At 50.8% G+C, this 16,699-nt stretch carries 10 protein-coding genes and 2 pseudogenes; 6 read left to right on the top strand and 6 right to left on the bottom strand.

The window, feature by feature from the left end:
- Positions 1-36 precede the first annotated feature (36 nt).
- The gene (locus E7747_RS07305; protein ID WP_394366329.1) at positions 37-2,820 is read left to right on the top strand and encodes a glycosyl hydrolase; all 2,784 of its coding nucleotides are present in this window, start codon (positions 37-39) and stop codon (positions 2,818-2,820) included.
- Between the two features lie 33 nt (positions 2,821-2,853).
- Positions 2,854-3,984 carry a glycoside hydrolase family 88/105 protein gene (locus tag E7747_RS07300; protein WP_136415067.1) on the top strand — a complete coding sequence of 377 codons (1,131 nt, stop codon included), beginning with the start codon at positions 2,854-2,856 and terminating at the stop codon, positions 3,982-3,984.
- Positions 3,985-4,053: 69 nt separating this feature from the next.
- Here the strand turns inward: E7747_RS07300 and E7747_RS07295 are convergent, their stop codons facing one another.
- Positions 4,054-5,430: a glycoside hydrolase family 28 protein gene (locus E7747_RS07295; RefSeq protein WP_168185274.1), complete on the bottom strand. Its 1,377-nt coding sequence runs from the start codon at positions 5,428-5,430 to the stop codon at positions 4,054-4,056.
- Between the two features lie 23 nt (positions 5,431-5,453).
- Positions 5,454-6,785: a glycoside hydrolase family 28 protein gene (locus E7747_RS07290; protein WP_136415063.1), complete on the bottom strand. Its 1,332-nt coding sequence runs from the start codon at positions 6,783-6,785 to the stop codon at positions 5,454-5,456.
- A gap of 77 nt (positions 6,786-6,862) precedes the next feature.
- Here E7747_RS07290 and E7747_RS07285 point away from each other — a divergent pair, with 77 nt between their 5' ends.
- The 3 genes from E7747_RS07285 to E7747_RS07275 all read left to right on the top strand — a co-directional run bounded on the left by E7747_RS07285 (position 6,863) and on the right by E7747_RS07275 (position 11,731).
- A complete protein-coding gene (locus E7747_RS07285) occupies positions 6,863-7,594 on the top strand; it encodes a glycoside hydrolase family 25 protein (RefSeq protein ID WP_123613461.1) in 732 nt (243 codons plus the stop codon).
- A 102-nt stretch (positions 7,595-7,696) separates the two neighbouring features.
- Positions 7,697-11,074, top strand: a complete 3,378-nt coding sequence (gene porU, locus E7747_RS07280; RefSeq protein WP_136415061.1) for a type IX secretion system sortase PorU — start codon at positions 7,697-7,699, stop codon at positions 11,072-11,074.
- A 120-nt stretch (positions 11,075-11,194) separates the two neighbouring features.
- A complete protein-coding gene (locus tag E7747_RS07275; RefSeq protein ID WP_136415059.1) occupies positions 11,195-11,731 on the top strand; it encodes a hypothetical protein in 537 nt (178 codons plus the stop codon).
- A gap of 111 nt (positions 11,732-11,842) precedes the next feature.
- Here E7747_RS07275 and E7747_RS07270 read toward each other — a convergent pair.
- The 4 genes and pseudogenes from E7747_RS07270 to E7747_RS07255 form a co-directional block, all read right to left on the bottom strand.
- A pseudogene (locus tag E7747_RS07270) lies at positions 11,843-12,249 on the bottom strand (DUF4332 domain-containing protein).
- Positions 12,250-12,422: 173 nt separating this feature from the next.
- Positions 12,423-14,027: a S41 family peptidase gene (locus tag E7747_RS07265; protein ID WP_136415057.1), complete on the bottom strand. Its 1,605-nt coding sequence runs from the start codon at positions 14,025-14,027 to the stop codon at positions 12,423-12,425.
- 8 nt (positions 14,028-14,035) lie between these two features.
- Positions 14,036-14,491, bottom strand: a complete 456-nt coding sequence (gene coaD, locus E7747_RS07260; RefSeq protein WP_136415055.1) for a pantetheine-phosphate adenylyltransferase — start codon at positions 14,489-14,491, stop codon at positions 14,036-14,038.
- Between the two features lie 10 nt (positions 14,492-14,501).
- Positions 14,502-16,396, bottom strand: a pseudogene (locus E7747_RS07255) (toprim domain-containing protein).
- Between the two features lie 88 nt (positions 16,397-16,484).
- Between E7747_RS07255 and E7747_RS16540 the strand changes: the two are divergent.
- Entirely contained in the window at positions 16,485-16,685 is a 201-nt protein-coding gene (locus E7747_RS16540; protein ID WP_168185273.1) for a hypothetical protein, read from the top strand.
- The last annotated feature ends 14 nt before the right edge of the window (positions 16,686-16,699 follow it).

Here is a 16,699-nt window from a genome sequence, read left to right as displayed (position 1 = left end):
TATATGAACCGTTTTCAAAGCCTTTTAGCCATCGGCATGCTGGCGGTGACGGCATCACAAGCATCGACTCCCGCTAAAAACGACACGAAGGCGACTGACTGGTATCCTGTGACCGTAGAAAACCGCCCGTTCGTGCGCTGGTGGTGGCTCGGAAGTGCCGTTGACCCCGAAGGTCTGACATTCAATATCGAGGAGTTTGCTAAAAAAGGACTCGGAGGCGTGGAAATCACTCCAATCTACGGAGTGAAAGGAAATGAAGCCAACGACATCTCATACCTTTCACCGAAATGGATGGAAATGCTCGGCCATACAATCGCCGAGGGCAATCGTCTCGGTCTTCAAATCGACATGAACAACGGTACGGGCTGGCCTTTTGGCGGTCCGGAGGTCACTACCGACTATAGCGCCCGCAAACGTGTCGTCGAATCATGGACGGTAGCACCCGGAAAGAAAATTACTGACAGAATTGCTCCTAAAGACGCAAAACAGCGTCCTGTCGCTACGCTTCAGGCAATCATAGCCTGTAACGGAGACAAACGCCTTGACATAACCTCCAAATTAAGGAAAGATTCAATCCTGTCGTGGAAAGCGCCCAAAGGCAATGGAGACTGGACAGTCTATGCCCTGTTTTCAGGACGCACATTCCAAAAGGTAAAGCGTGCAGCCCCCGGCGGGGAAGGATTAGTGGTAAACCACTACGACAGTACGGCAATAAATCATTATCTCGACCGTTTCGACCGGGCCTTCAAAAGCTCCGGCTGTCCCATTCCAGACACGTTTTTCAACGATTCGTATGAAGTCTACGGTTCTGACTGGGCCGACAACATGCTTGACGAGTTTTATAGTGACCACGGTTATAGACTCGAAATGTATCTTCCGGAATTTCTTGACAATAAAAACCACGATGATCTTCGCTCGCGGCTTGTCAGAGACTACCGTGCGACTCTCGCACGCATGCTCCGTGATAATTTCACCGAAGTATGGATGGCACGTGCCCACCGCAACGGAGCACGCATACGTAACCAGAGCCACGGTTCTCCCGCAAACATCATAGACCTGTATGCAGCTGTCGACATTCCGGAATGCGAGTCATTCGGTCAGACGGATTTCTCTATACCCGGACTAAATCAGGACGGACCGACGCGTCCGAGCGACGCCGACCCTGCAGTGTTGAAATTCGCTTCGTCGGCAGCCCATCTCACAGGCAAACGACTGACCTCAGCCGAAACCCTCACATGGCTGACAGAACATTTCCGCACTTCTCTCTCCCGCTGTAAACCGGAGCTTGACCAGATGTTCTGCTCAGGCGTGAACCATGTCTATTTCCACGGTGCACCCTATTCACCCAAAGGCGCAAAGTTTCCCGGATGGATGTTTTACGCATCAATCAACATGTCGCCTACCAACAGCATCTGGCAGGATGCCGATTCATTGTTCGGATATGTAGCCCGTTGCCAGTCATTCCTCTCGGCAGGTGTGCCGGACAATGACTTCCTGCTCTATTTCCCTATCGAGGAGATATGGCAGCGACAGGGAGGCAATCCATATCTAATGTTCGACATCCACAAGATGCACCAGCGCATGCCTGACATCAAACGTGCCATTGCCGAAATCATCAAGGCCGGTTACGATGCCGACTATATCTCGGATGAATTGCTCAATGCTATCGAGGTCAGTGCTGACGGACGTATCAAAGCCAAAGGAGGGGCAAACTACGGTGCGATAATCGTACCGCCTGCCCGCTTCATCCAGCCGGCCACACTCAACCGTCTGCTCACTCTGGCAAAAGAAGGGGCTTCAGTCCTGTTTATAGGCTGTCTGCCGTCTGATGTCCCGGGACTATCCAAGATGCAGGAACGCCGCGACAGTCTCAAAAGACTAACGGCCGAGCTACCGTCAATCACCGGCAAAGCCACTGCCACATCATATGGTAAAGGACGCATAATCACAGCTCCTGATTTTTCCGGCGCATTGCTGCTGACAGGAATAAAGCCGGAAAGCATGCGTCTCGACAACGGTCTGTCGATGATACGCCGACGCAACGAAAGCGGAGGTCACAACTATTTCATCTCGCTTTTGGAGAACCGGCCTCTCGACGGATGGGTCACATTGACAAATCCGGCCACCGCAGTCGAAATCTTCGATCCCGTGAGCGGCCGCAGAGGTTTGGCACAGACGCGCAAATCCGCAAGCGGAGAAACGCAGTTACGCCTTCAGCTCGAACCCGGAGAGTCTCTGTTGCTAAAATCATTTCCGACAGCCGTATCCGGCGCTCCGCAATGGGCCTACGTGGAAGCAAAAGGCCAACCCATGACCATCGACAAAGGCTGGTCTGTATCATTCCCGAAAACCGAACCTGCCATTCCGGGAACATTTGCGACTGACACACTCACCCAATGGTGCAATATTCCAGTCGCAGACGCCGCCGTATGTCTCGGAACAGGGCGCTACACTGTCGAATTCGTCATTGAAAATCCCTCAATAGCCGACGACTGGCTGCTTGACCTCGGAGATGTCCGCGAAAGCGCCGATATCAGAGTCAACGGGCAACCGGCAGGCAAAGTATGGAGCGTTCCGTTTACGCTCCGAATCGGACATCTGCTGCGCCCGGGCGTCAACACTCTTGAGATCGACGTGACCAATCTTCAGGCCAACAGAATCGCCGATTACGAACGTCGCGGTGTCAACTGGCGCATATTCAAGGATGCAAACATAGCCTCCGTCACCAATGCCAAGAAATTCAGTTTCGGAGAGTGGCCGGCAATACCTTCGGGACTTAATTCAAAGGTGACTCTGACACCTCTTACCCTTTCGAAATAAACCAATCCCTCCGATAAATCAAAACCAATCATCATGAAAAAATTATTGCTACTCGCGTTAGCCGCACTGCTTGCGCTCCCCTCAATCGCAGCAGAGCAGCTGCCTCCACGTAAAAAAACTCTTGAGACTCTTATCAAAGTCAACGATCATTACCTCAAAAAACATCCGGACCCACTGCTCGGCATTCCTTATTATTCCCGCAAGAAGGTCTATGAAGCAAATATCTGGACCCGCGCTGTCTATTTCGAAGGTCTGATGGCTCTCCACTCGATTTATCCCGACAACCGCTATTATGATTATGCCTATAAGTGGGGCGACGGATTCAAATGGGGCATCAGACGCGACGACACGACGACACGCAATGCCGATAACTATTGCTGCGGTCAGACCTACGTAGACCTCTACAGACTGACTCCCGAACCTCAGATGCTCACCAAGACAAAAGCCTGCATGAACATGCTTATCAACACTCCGCAGGTTGATGACTGGACATGGATCGACGCTATCCAGATGGGCATGCCTCTACTTGCCAAAATGAGTGCCCTCACAGGCGACCAGCGCTACAACGAAAAGGCATGGGAAATGTATGAGTGGTCACGCAACACACTCGCAGGTGGTCTGTACAATGAAAAAGAAGGTCTATGGTGGCGCGACAAGGACTTTGTGCCCCCCTACAAAGAACCAAACGGGAAAAACTGTTATTGGTCGCGTGGAAACGGATGGGTCGTAGCGGCGCTCGTGAAAGTGCTACAGGAACTTCCTGAAAACGCCCCGCACCGCGACGTATATATCAAAGACCTCAAAGCCATGTGTGAAGCTGCGGCCAAATGTCAGCGCTCAGACGGTTTCTGGAACGTAAGTCTGCATGACGAAAGCAATTTCGGAGGAAAAGAAACCACAGGAACAGCCCTCTTTGTCTACGGAATGGCATGGGGAATCAACAACGGCATCCTCGACCGTGAAAAATATCTTCCCGTTGTCACCAAAGCATGGAATGCCATTGTCAACGAAGCCATCCATCCTGACGGCTATATCGGATATGTACAGGGCACAGGCAAAGAGCCGAAAGACGGCCAGCCGGTAGCATACGATTCAAAGCCCGACTTTGATGACTACGGTACAGGATGCGTGCTCCTCGCAGGCACGGAAGTCTACAAACTGTAAGGCTTAAAACATCGATAAAAAACAGACCCGAAAACTACAGTGAATTTCCGGGTCTGTTTTTATTCGAGATTATCGTATTATAAGATTTTCGGAGTCTGTCGCGACATAAGTCTCGCGCTCGTCGGGAGCTATAGTCTCGACTGTGACATTGTCAAATGTTATGTTGCGTGTATGATTAAGCCAGAAACCCTTGGCAGGAAGAATACCCCACATGGTCGATTCGGGATATTCCGCTCTTTTCTCGTCATCGGGAGCTGGAGTCACACTCTGACCGCCATGATGACGGATACGGATATTGCGCAATTCAACATCACAAACAGGATGGCCTTCAAGACCTGTGATAGAAGAGCCTGTCGGACCGGCCTCGTCAATCATTATGTCATGAAGGCAGATCCGCTCCATTTTCCCGACACCGTTGACAGGCACATCGGGAGAATAAGGGCGAGCACGGTCGGCAAGACGTATGAATATCGGTGATTCAGTACCACGGATGGTTACATCACCTATATCGATATTGCTCATCACTCCTCCGTCGACAATCTCAAGCACGATAGCTCCGTGACCGATGCCACCGGGATAACCGAAATACTGGCTTGACTGGTCGGAAGAAGGCTTCACGGCAATTCCACGGATTATGATGTTACGGAAACCGCCGTTAGTCTCTGTCCCCAGTTTGATGGCATTGCAGTGACTTGACACTACACAGTTGCTGATGACAATGTCCTCGCAGAGTCGTGGCGAAGTGCTTTTAAGCGTAATCGCATCATCGTCGGAGTCTGCTATCATATTTGACACCGTAACGTCGTGACATCCGTCAAGGTCAAGGGCATCATTGTTATAATTATTACGGTTAATGACTGTGATACCGTCAATCCTTACCTTGTCACATGCAAGATAATGCTGCATCCAGCACCCTGAATTTTTTAATGTCACGCCTGATACTTTCACCCCATTGCAACAGATAAAGCGCAAGAGATGCGGACGGGTGATGCCCTCGTCGTTCCACGATAGCTTCGGGAAAGCCTTTCCACGGCCATCTATCGTACCCTCTCCTGTAATGGCTATATTGTCGGCCTTATCGGCATAAATCAGCTGAATTGTTGGCGTATGCGTACGGAGTGAGACATAATCAGTCGTGACCGGAGTATAATCACTGATGTCGGTACTGCCGTAGAGAGTCGAGCCATTTTCAAGATTTAACGTCACATTGCTTTTCAGAAATATACTTCCGATTTTATAACTGCCCGACGGGACGGTCACTGTCCCGCCTCCGGCAGCCGAACATGCGTCAATAGCCTGCTGTACAGCCTCCGTACTGAGTTGTGTCGTATCGCTGACAGCGCCGTAGTCTGTTATGCTGTGGACTGCTGCAGCGGCCTCGTCACATCCAAAGGACATAACCAGCAGACCTAACACCCCTGCGGCAAAAATATCTGAGAATTTCATACTTTCAGAACTTCTAAGCCACATCACTCAGCGAAAGTTATTTCAATAGTTCCCACATCCTGAAGTCTGATGTTCTTGTTCTTCGATTTAACGTTGGTGACAGTCATGTTCTCGACAGGCATTTCCGGCAGGCCCTTTGCCTGAATAAGCAGACGGCATTCACCGACAGTAAAATCGTCGACATGGATGTCGCTGAAACGCGGAGTGACTTTTCCGACAGGCTGGGCCGGAAGACGTTCGGCCAGTGCACCCATCCATGACGGGCTACCGAGCATGTCCATCTGGATAGCAGGACCGTTGGCCTTCGAAACCTTCACATTCCTGATCCAGATATTTTCCGCACCGCCTCCACGCGGACGGCGAGTCTTGAAATAAAGAGGCATGCGGGGCTCTTCCATCACCACATTCTCGGCATATACGTTTCGGATAAACCCGGCAGTCTCGGTGCCGACAGTAATGCCGCCCACACCTCTTTTCACGCGGCAGTTACGGATTACGATATTCTGCGTCGGACGGCCAAGGTCGACAGCCTCCTCTCCACGGCCGGACTTCAATGTAAAGCAATCGTCGCCACAATCGAGAGTTGTGTTTTCAATAAGAGCATTCACACTTGAATCAATGTCGATTCCGTCGGTACGCGGATGTCCGTGACTGTTGACAGTAACGCCTCGTATAATTATATTCTCACAATAGACAGGAGCGATATTCCAGAAAATCGATCCGTCGAGAGTGACATCCTCAATAAGAATCCCCTTGCATCCGACCGGACCTATGAATGTCGGCATATAGATCTTGTCGAGAGTGGCCTCACGCGCCGCGCCTGATTCAATGCTCTTTTCTGCCGTCACCGACAAGCCTGTATCCATCTTGCCCGTAATCTCACACTCGCGCGAAGGAGCTTTAAGATGACCTTTGCCGGTAACCGCTATATTTTCCGCGTTGTTTGCATATATCATCGCACCGAGCGACTTCACATCCGCTCCTTCATAGCGCGAATCAACCAGAGGCAGATAGTCGGCTATATCGCCTGTGAATTCAAGTGTAGCACCCTCCGATATATGCAGATTGACATTGCTCTTAAGCATGATACGCCCTGAAAGCCATTCGCCTGCAGGAACGAGCACCGTGCCCCCGCCTTTAGCCGACACCCGGTCAATCGCTTTCTGGATAGCTGCGGTCGAGAGTTTTCCGGGCCTTGCACCTGTCTTGGCTATACTGACCGTATAGTCAGGAAACGACGGAGCTTTCATGTTGACTACTTCATTTACGAATGCCGGCATCTCGAAAGCTGCGGTCTGGGCGCAGGCAGCAATTGACAGCACTGTGGATACAAATAGGGTAATAAGTCTGTTCATGTTTACTTTGATTAGATTTATATGGCAAATTTACGCTTTTCCTTACGTTTTCACGAAATATTTGCTAAATTTGTGGCATGAAGCCTTTGCTCCACACCGTCTTTATCATGATACTGACCGCAATCCTCAACGCTTGCGGTAAAGGAGGAGACGCGCCGGCTCAAAGCTATCCCGACAGGAGCAAATTCAAAATCATAGGCATCGATATCAGCGCCCACAACGGAGAAATCGATTTTAGAAAGGTTGCATCCGACGGCATATCTTTTGTAATCATAAAAGCGACAGAGGGCGGAACATTCAAGGACCGCAGGTTCATCGATAATCTGCGCGAGGCCCGCAAGGCCGGTCTAAAGGTAGGTGCATACCACTTTTTCCGATTCGACACACCCGGCTACATGCAGGGTCTGAATTTTCTTAATTCATTGCAGTCACGGGAACTCGACCTTCCACTGATTATAGATATCGAAGAGTGGACAAATTCCAACAGCCAACCCACTCCGATGGTGCTCAACCGCCTGACAGAAATGATTGACCACCTTGAATCACACGGACACAGGGTGATGCTATATACGAACAAAAACGGCTTTGCCCGTTTCGTCAGAGGCCGTCTTGAAGGCTACCCGCTCTGGATCTGTTCTCTTATCGACGAGCCGCATGGGATCGAATGGAAACTATGGCAAGGCACTCATAACGGCAGGGTAAACGGCATCGACCATCCGGTCGATATCAACGCATTCTACGGTTCGGCGGCAGAGTGGATGGAATTCCTGTCACCTACGGGTGAAACCACGTCGGACAATATGCAATAAATAACCTCATCCACACGTTTATAATCAGATAAACCATCTTCATTATCCACCATCACGGCCTCTGTTCCATAATCCGAAGGCCGAAATTCACTGGTATTCTACATGAGAAGTTTCATCCGACACATCTTTGCGTTATTCACAATATCTTTTGCATCCGCTTTCACAACACACGCCTTTACTCTTGATACCTACGCTGAGTCATCCGTCCTCTCCTCAGGGCGATGGATAAAGGTGAGCGTGACTGAAAGCGGCCTACACATCATCCCAACTTCGACTCTGCGAGCATGGGGATTCAGCGACCCGTCGGCGGTAAGAATTTTCGGATATGGAGGAGCACGTATCTCCGACCAGCTTTCACGTGCCAACTATGTTGACGACCTTCCTGTCGTCAAAAGCGAACTGACTGCAAACGGAATCATATTCTATGCCCAAGGACCGGGGGTGTGGAAACAGGAACGTGATGATATTTTCACTCATTCTCTCAATCCATACTCCACGAAAGGATATTATTTCCTGACTGACTCACGTCCGGATACAGACAGCTCGATATCCACAGAAGGTGGTTCGCCGACCGATGGTGCAGCGACTACATTCACCGAGCGCATCTACCATGAACTTGATCTTGTGACTCCGGCTGAAAGCGGCCATCAGCTTGTCGGCGAGGATTTCCGCTACACATCCAACCGGACATTCAATTTCCAGTTGCCGGGAAATGCTGCCGACAGCGTATGGATGCAGTGTGATTTTTTTGCAAAAAGCACCTCTTCCCCCGTCCAGCTCTCGTTCACAGCCAACGGACAGAAACTGGCATCGGCCTCAGGAGACCGTGTCCCTGCGACAGCCGAATGGGGACGTACCGCAACCATACGCAAACGCTTCCCCTTATCCGGCAATTCTCTCGCACTCGGCATAGGCATCAGCATAAGTTCCCCGATCAGCCTTGCAAATCTTGACAGAATATTGCTGACCTATACACGCGAAATCTCAATGCCGACATCTGGACCACTGATTTTCACTGCTACCAACAGGTCGGTGAAACTCAAAGGCATCAAAGCTGACACAAGAGTCTGGGACGTAACCAATCCGAACACACCCATAGCAATGCCAGTGACAACAACATCTGACGGGGCAGGAGCTTGGACAAGCGACTATAACGGCCTACGCACCTATGCAGCATGGTCTTCAACGGTAGGGCTTCCCAATCCTCGTTTCGTGGGCAACGTCGCAAATCAGGATCTGCATGCAAAACAGACTCCCGACATGATTATCATTTCGCCGTCACAGCTACTTGAACAAAGCCGTAGGATAGCAAATCTCCACTCGGCTGCGCCACGCAATCTTGAGGTGCTTGTGATACCCGAAGAACAGGTCTATAATGAATTCGGTTCCGGAGTAGCTGACCTCAATGCTTTGCGGCGCATGCTAAAGATGTTCTATGACCGTGGCAATGCCTCGGGCGCGGAACATACACTGAAGTATGTACTCCTTATGGGTGGCGCACATCACGACCATCGCAGACTGACAAGTGCGATGGCCGGAAGTTCAGCCATCACACTGCCGATCTGGCAAAGCGAGCTCTGCGACGGTGAAAGCAGCTCATATTGTTCTGACGATCCGCTGGCTTTTCTCGAAGACAATTCAGGTCTGAGCATTGCATCCGACCGTCTCAGTGTCGCAGTCGGACGTATACCAGCCCGTAGCGTAAGCTCCGCCAAGAATTATGTCGACCGTCTGATTTCATATGTAAACAATCCCCCGAAAAGCGAATGGAGAAACCGCATACTCATGTTTGCAGACGATGGGAACACGGGCCAGCACATGGAACAGTCAGACGCGATGGAAGACACCATGCGCACCAATTCTTCAGGACGCGGTTTTACCTATCACAAAGTCTACATAGATGCCTATGAACTTCGCAACGGAACTTCGGAAGAGGCCAAGAAAAAAGTTTCGTCACTTTTCGATGACGGAGTAGTAATCTGGAGCTATATCGGTCACGGAGCAATCAACAATCTGTCAGGCGACGGCATATTCACATCCACCTACCTTAACAATCTCTATCTGCGTCACCCGTTCTTTTTCTACGGTGCGACGTGCACCTTCGGACAACTCGACGGCAACGCCACTTCCGGCATGGAATCGCTCATCATGACCGACGGTGGAGGAGCAATCGGTGGGTTCTGCGCCACCCGCCCTGTCTACATCTCCCTCAACGGTCCGCTCTCAAAAGAATCCGGAATAGAATTCACCAGACGCGAAGCTGACGGCAACTTCCAGCCGGTTGGCGAAGTGTTCCGTCGCGCAAAAAACAGCCGCAAAGGAGATGACAATGTAAGACGCTACATACTTTTTTCCGACCCGGCTCTCCGGCTGGCAACTCCGGCCAATAATATACGTCTGCTTTCAATCAACGGCCAGGAAGTCTCCGAGGATTCACAACCGACGATTGCCGCCCGATCGCAGACTGTCGTACGCGGAGAAATCTGCGATCCGGACGGAAACCGCATAGAAGGGTTCAACGGCTGGCTGTCGCTGTCGCTCTACGATGCCGAGCGCAGCATCACGAGCTTAGGCCGTAAAGTCGGCGACGACGAAGGGAAAAAACATACGTTCGAAGAACAAGGTGAACGCCTCTATGCCGGACGCACACAGGTGACCGACGGAATTTTTGAAATCATAATCCAGATGCCGTCGGAAATTGCCGACAATTATCGTCCGGCCACTGTCTCGATGTTCGCCTCGGCCGACGACGGACAGGAAGCTTCGGGCGTATGCCGCGACCTCTATGCCTACGGACTTGAAGAGAACGCGCTCCCCGACGACGTTCCACCGGTGATTGAATATCTCTATCTGAATCACGATTCGTTCAAACCCTCTGATGCCGTCGATGCCAATCCCATGCTTATAGCCCGCGTCAGTGACGATACAGGGCTCAATATGTCAAGTGCCGGCATCGGACATCAGATGTCCATATCTATTGACAAAGACCAGAGCTTCACGGATGTATCATCGCGCTACACGCCCGATTCCGACGGATCACCTGCCGGGACAATCCTTTATCAGCTTCCTGAACTTACCGCCGGAAACCATACGGCGACCCTAAAAGTCTGGGATACGGGGGGAAATTCCACTTCCGCAACAATCGATTTCTTCGTAAATCCTGACCTCGCGCCCAAGATCTTTGATATATATTCCGATGCCAATCCTGCCACAACCGAAGCCAATTTCTATGTGAACCATAACCGGCCGGACGCTATGCTGACAGTAAAAATCGAGATTTTCGATTTCAACGGCACTCTTATGTGGACATCTGAGACCAGCGGACGCGCCGACATGTATGCTTCAGCACCGGTCACTTGGAATCTCACAACTACATCAGGCTCGAAAGTATCGCGTGGCATCTACCTTTACCGTGCGACAATTTCATCTGGCGGCAAATCTTCATCCTTGACAAAACGTCTCGCCGTAGCGCCTCAATAAACGGCAATCCCACCCATGGCAACAGGAATAGAACTGTTAAATCGCGGACTGCCCGTAAAAGATTGTGAACATTTGACGGGATAAAGCTTTTATATTAATATCTGTTATTAATATTTATTTATGAAAAAGCTATTTCTATCCATCGCAATTGTTGGCGCTGTCATGATGGCAGCGTGCAGCGCAGAAAAGAAAGCCGAGGACAAAGGTGCAGAACTCAAGGCTAAAATCGAGAACTGTACAAATCCTGACAGTCTGAAAATTTATATCCAGCAGGCCAAGGATTATGCCGACAAGCTCGTCAAGGAAGGCAAGAATCAGGCCGCAACCGATTTCCTCAATGAAGTAACTCCTGCAGTACAGGCCAAGGACGCAGGCGCTGCCATCGGTCTGACCGGCATCAAGCTTGAAGCTCAGGCCGACTCTACGTTAGAAGCAGCCAAGGATGCTGCGAAAAATCTCGCAGACTCAACCAAGGCCGCAGTAAATGATGCCAAGAATGCCGCTGCCGATAAAATCAAGGATGCAAAAGACGCAGCAGCCGACAAGGTGAATGAAGCAAAGGACGCTACCAAAAATGCAATAGACGCCGCCAAGGAAAAAACCGCCGACGCTGCACAAAAGGGAGCTGACAAGGTTAAAGATATTCTTGGGCAGTAACACTCACCTTATGCCATTGCATTAAGGCCAGAGTAAAAAATCAATGCTCATTGTACTTGACAAATCAAGTACAATGAGCATTGATTTTTTACAACTGTTTATAACATGCCTTCAATATGTCACCACCGGTTCAAGTTCCTTGGCCTGTTCAATCATTTTCTCAAGATCGCTGACCGACGGGACACGATTGCAAAGATTCTTTGCTTCGTTGACCTCCACGAGCTTCGGATGCAGGTTTGCGGCAACACGGTGACGGAATTCCTTGACAGTGTCCACTCCTGAAGCCTCCAGCAGTTCGGCAAACTGTCCGGCAATCCCTTTTATACGGAAAAGGTCAGCATGGTTGGTCCATTTCAACATACGCTCTTCACTATGCCGGTTTCCGATGCTACTTTCTTTCTGCCCGGTTTAGAGGCACATTCTGCCAGAAGGTCTTCGACCGTATATATTCCGGCGGATTCGAGCTTTTTGGCGAATACCTCACCGATTCCCTCGATTTCTTCAATCTTGTAAGCCATGACTATTACTTTTAGTTTAACTTATTATACTTGATTTAGACCCTTTCTCAAAAAACAATCCGGGGTATATTACAAGTTTTAAGACAATCACTAATAAATCAAACTAACTCTTAGCCCATGTTAAAATGGCTCATTAAGAGGGAATACGCATCAACCTCCGTCAGGCAACCGCGTCACTTCTCCCCTGCCGTCAGATAGGAATTGTAACGCTCCGGGGAGTTGATGATGTCCATCGCTTCCGTGAATATCGGGTCAAAACGTGACACTACTTTCGAATAGGTCGACTGCTCGAATATATCACGACCGATCAACCCCTTGACAATGGCCTCAAGCATAGGTTTCGAGCGCTTGTATTCATCCTCCTTGAACTCCACGCCCTCCTTTTTGCCAAGTTCGATGAGCGAGTCCATAATTTCAGGCGTGACATCGAATCCCCTCACATAATCGTTATCAGTCTTGAATTGCTTCTTGAGTTCGGCGCGGTGTGAGTCGACGTAGTTGACACAGAAATTATTGATGACACCCTTGGCGATGAGATCGCGGTAATAGGAGGAATACATAGTCGTGTCGATGGCCACAAAACGGTCAGGCATTATACCTCCACCGCCATACACAGGGCGATTGAGACGTTTAGTATAGAATTTCAACGAATCGGCGAAATGATGTATACTGTCGGCGCTTGTAAGCTCTCCGGCGTTATAGCGTTCAATCATGTCTCGCTGATAGGCTTCGTCGTCACCGTCCACATACGGTTTCTGAATGCAACGGCCTGAGGGCGTGTGGTAGCGCGAGACGGTCAGACGCATCATTGAGCCGTCAGGGAAAGGGAACGGACGCTGCACGAGTCCTTTACCGAATGTACGCCGTCCGACTATCACCCCTCTGTCATTGTCCTGAATCGCTCCTGACAGAATCTCGGATGCCGATGCAGAATACTGGTTGACCATAACCACTACACGGCCGTCGCGGAAATCGCCGTCGGCCTCGGCTATATATTCGGCAACCCCGTTTTTAGGAGACTCTGTGTAGACAATCATATCCCCCTTGCCTAAGAACATTTCCGAAAGTTCTGTAGCAGGACGCATATATCCGCCGCCATTGTCCGTAAGGTCAAATACGAGATGCTTCATGCCTTGCTTACGGAGTGTACGCATTGCGTCTTTCACCTCCTCGGTTGTCTTCTCGGCGAAACGGCTGAGCGCTATGTAGCCAACCGAGTCGTTGACCATGTAGGACATATCGACACTGTAGATGGGTATCGCATCGCGGACCACTCGGAATTCCAGCGGCTCACTGTTGCCCTTGCGGAGCACCTTGAGATTGGCCACAGTGCCTTTCGGGCCACGCAGCACCTTCATGATGCCTGAATTTTTCATCTTTACGCCGGCAATCACCGTATCGTTGCATGCGATTATACGGTCGCCCGGGACTATTCCCATCTTCTCCGACGGACCTCCGGCCACCGACTCTATCACATAAAGCGTATCGTTGACCATCTGGAAACGGATTCCTATCCCGGAGAAGTTTCCTTCGAGCGGTTCGGTCAGCTCGCGTGTCTCCTCGGGCGATGAGTATGTCGAATGCGGGTCAAGTGTTTTCAACATCGCCACGATGGCCTCTGTCACGACCTTGGCCGTGTCTACATTGTCAACGTAGTAGTTTTCGATAATCTGTTCGGCATAACGGAGCTTGCGTTCGGGCGTGAACTGGATCTGCATCTGCGCCCATCCCGTGACGGCCATGACGGCCAATGCCATGACGCTTAAAATTTTCTTCATATCTTAGGTTAAAAGTGTGTTTGTTTTTTCGGCAGGAACTCACCGACATCGTAGCCGTAAGAGCAGAGCTCGCGCACAACCGACGACGACACCGCCGCATATTCGGGGAGGGTGAAAAGCAGCATTGTCTCCACTCCCGAAATCCGGCGGTTTATATCGGCGAGATTGCGTTCGTATTCAAAATCAATGGCCGAGCGCACTCCGCGCAACATCCAGTGTGCGCCTTCGCGGCGGCAGGCATCGACTGTCAGCCCTTCGTAGGATATGACCCTCACCTTAGGCTCGCCGGCATAGAGACGTTCGATTTCCGCGATACGGTTTCCGGCGGAATCGCCTGAACGCTTCCCCGAATTGACACCGACAGCAATCACTACACGGTCAAACAAAGGAAGCACACGGTCGACAAGCGATTGATGGCCGACTGTAAACGGGTCGAACGACCCCGGAAACAATATAGTGTTCATTTCGGATTTATCAGCTGATTTCTGAGTCATCTTCCACAACAAGATTCTCGATTATAAAGTTCTGGCGCTCCATAGTGTTCTTTCCCATATAGAACTCAAGCAGTTCGGCCACTGCATCCTCCTTGCGCAATGTCACGCGGTCGAGTCGCATGTCAGGACCGATGAATCCGCGGAATTCCTCAGGCGAAATCTCCCCGAGACCTTTGAACCGGGTGATTTCCGCGTTGTCCCCGAGTTTCTCGATGGCGGCTATGCGCTCCTCGTCGGTGTAGCAGTAATACGTGTCGTCGCCGTTTCCCGATGCCCCTCGGGCACCGCGCTTGGTGGTCTTGTGGTTACGCACACGGAACAGTGGTGTCTGCAATACATACAAGTGTCCTTTCTTGATCATATCCGGGAAAAACTGGAGGAAGAATGTCAGCAGAAGCAGACGGATGTGCATACCGTCGACATCGGCATCGGTTGCGATGATGACCTTGTTGTAGCGCAGCCCGTCAATGCCTTCCTCGATGTTCAGTGCAGCCTGAAGGAGATTGAATTCCTCGTTCTCATAGAGAATCTTGGCAGGGACGCCATAAGAGTTTTTCGGCTTTCCGCGGAGCGAGAACACAGCCTGTGTCCACACATCGCGTATCTTGGTGATCGAACCGGCTGCCGAATCACCCTCGGTGATGAATATCGACGATGCGAGTTTCTTTTCCTCGTCACCGCGTATGTCGTTGAGATGCACACGGCAGTCGAGCAGCTTCTTGTTGTGGAGGTTGGCTTTCTTCTGCTTCTCGCGGGCGAGTTTGGTGATTCCGGCCATCGCCTTGCGGTCGCGCTCGCTTTCCTGAACCTTCTTGAGTATGATATCGGCGATATCGGTGTTGCGGTGGAGATAGTTGTCAAGCTCGGTCTTGATGAAATCGCCGATGAATTTCGCCACAGTAGGCCCGTCAGGCCCCATGTCGCGGCTGCCAAGCTTGGTTTTGGTCTGCGACTCAAACACGGGTTCCTCGACCTTGATCGACACTGCCGCGATCATGCCGTTGCGTATGTCGGAATAGTCGAAATCCTTCTTGAAATACTCCTTGATTGTGCGCGAGACCGCCTCTTTGAATGCCGTAAGGTGTGTTCCGCCCTGAGTTGTATGCTGTCCGTTGACAAACGAGTAATATTCCTCACCGCGCTGGTTGGCATGGGTTATAGCCACCTCGATATCCTCCCCTTTTAGGTGGATTGGCATATAGAGCGGCTCGGTGGTCATCGCGTCTTTCAGCAGGTCGAGCAGACCGTTGCGCGAGATGTAGCGCTTGCCGTTGAAGATTATGGCGAGGCCGGTGTTGAGGAAGGTATAGTTCTTTATGAGCGGAATGATAAAATCGTCGCGATACTGATAGTCGCGGAATATGGAGCTGTCGGAGTGAAGCGGACGAGTGTGCCGTTAGGCTCGTCGGTCGGCTCTATGTCACTTTCATCCTCTATGTCGCCGCAGCGGTAGCACACGCTTTTACCCATCCCGTCGCGGACACTGGAGATGAAGAATTCTGTCGACAGGGCGTTGACGGCCTTGATGCCGACACCGTTGAGACCCACCGACTTCTTGAAAGCCTTTGAGTCATATTTTCCGCCGGTGTTCATGCGCGATGACACATCGACGAGCTTGCCCAGAGGGACACCTCGGCCGAAGTCGCGCACGGTGACAGTCCCGTCGGCGACATCTACAGTAATCTGCTTGCCGAAACCCATCATGTATTCGTCGATGGCATTGTCGAGCACCTCCTTGATGAGCACATAGATGCCGTCGTCATAGTTCGAGCCATCGCCGAGCTTGCCGATATACATACCGGGACGACGGCGGATATGCTCCTTCCAGTCGAGTGTCTTGATGTCGTCCTCGCTGTAACCGGCGGCTGCCTGCATTTCGCTGTTATTATCGTTGTCAGGGCCGCTGCCGTTGCTTTCGGCTATGAACTCTAAGTTGTCGGGGGCTATATCGTCGTTGTTTATCATGATTCTCGGTGCTATGAGGCGGTTTTCTTCTTTTGATGCAAAATTACGAAAAAATCAGCAGATTTTTCGAAAAATCCTCAAAAATCCGCCTCACCGTGCTTACAGCCAGCAATATGGCTCGCCAGTCAGCAAGCTCGGCAGCAAATTGCGTCCGATGGTTAAATCAGTTTTTTACGTTGTGAAACTGAAAATAAAATGAATTTTCTTAACTTT

It is taken from the genome of Duncaniella dubosii (genome assembly GCF_004803915.1).
In the GTDB taxonomy this organism is placed as follows: domain Bacteria; phylum Bacteroidota; class Bacteroidia; order Bacteroidales; family Muribaculaceae; genus Duncaniella; species Duncaniella dubosii.
This window is presented reverse-complemented; position numbering and strand designations above follow the sequence as displayed.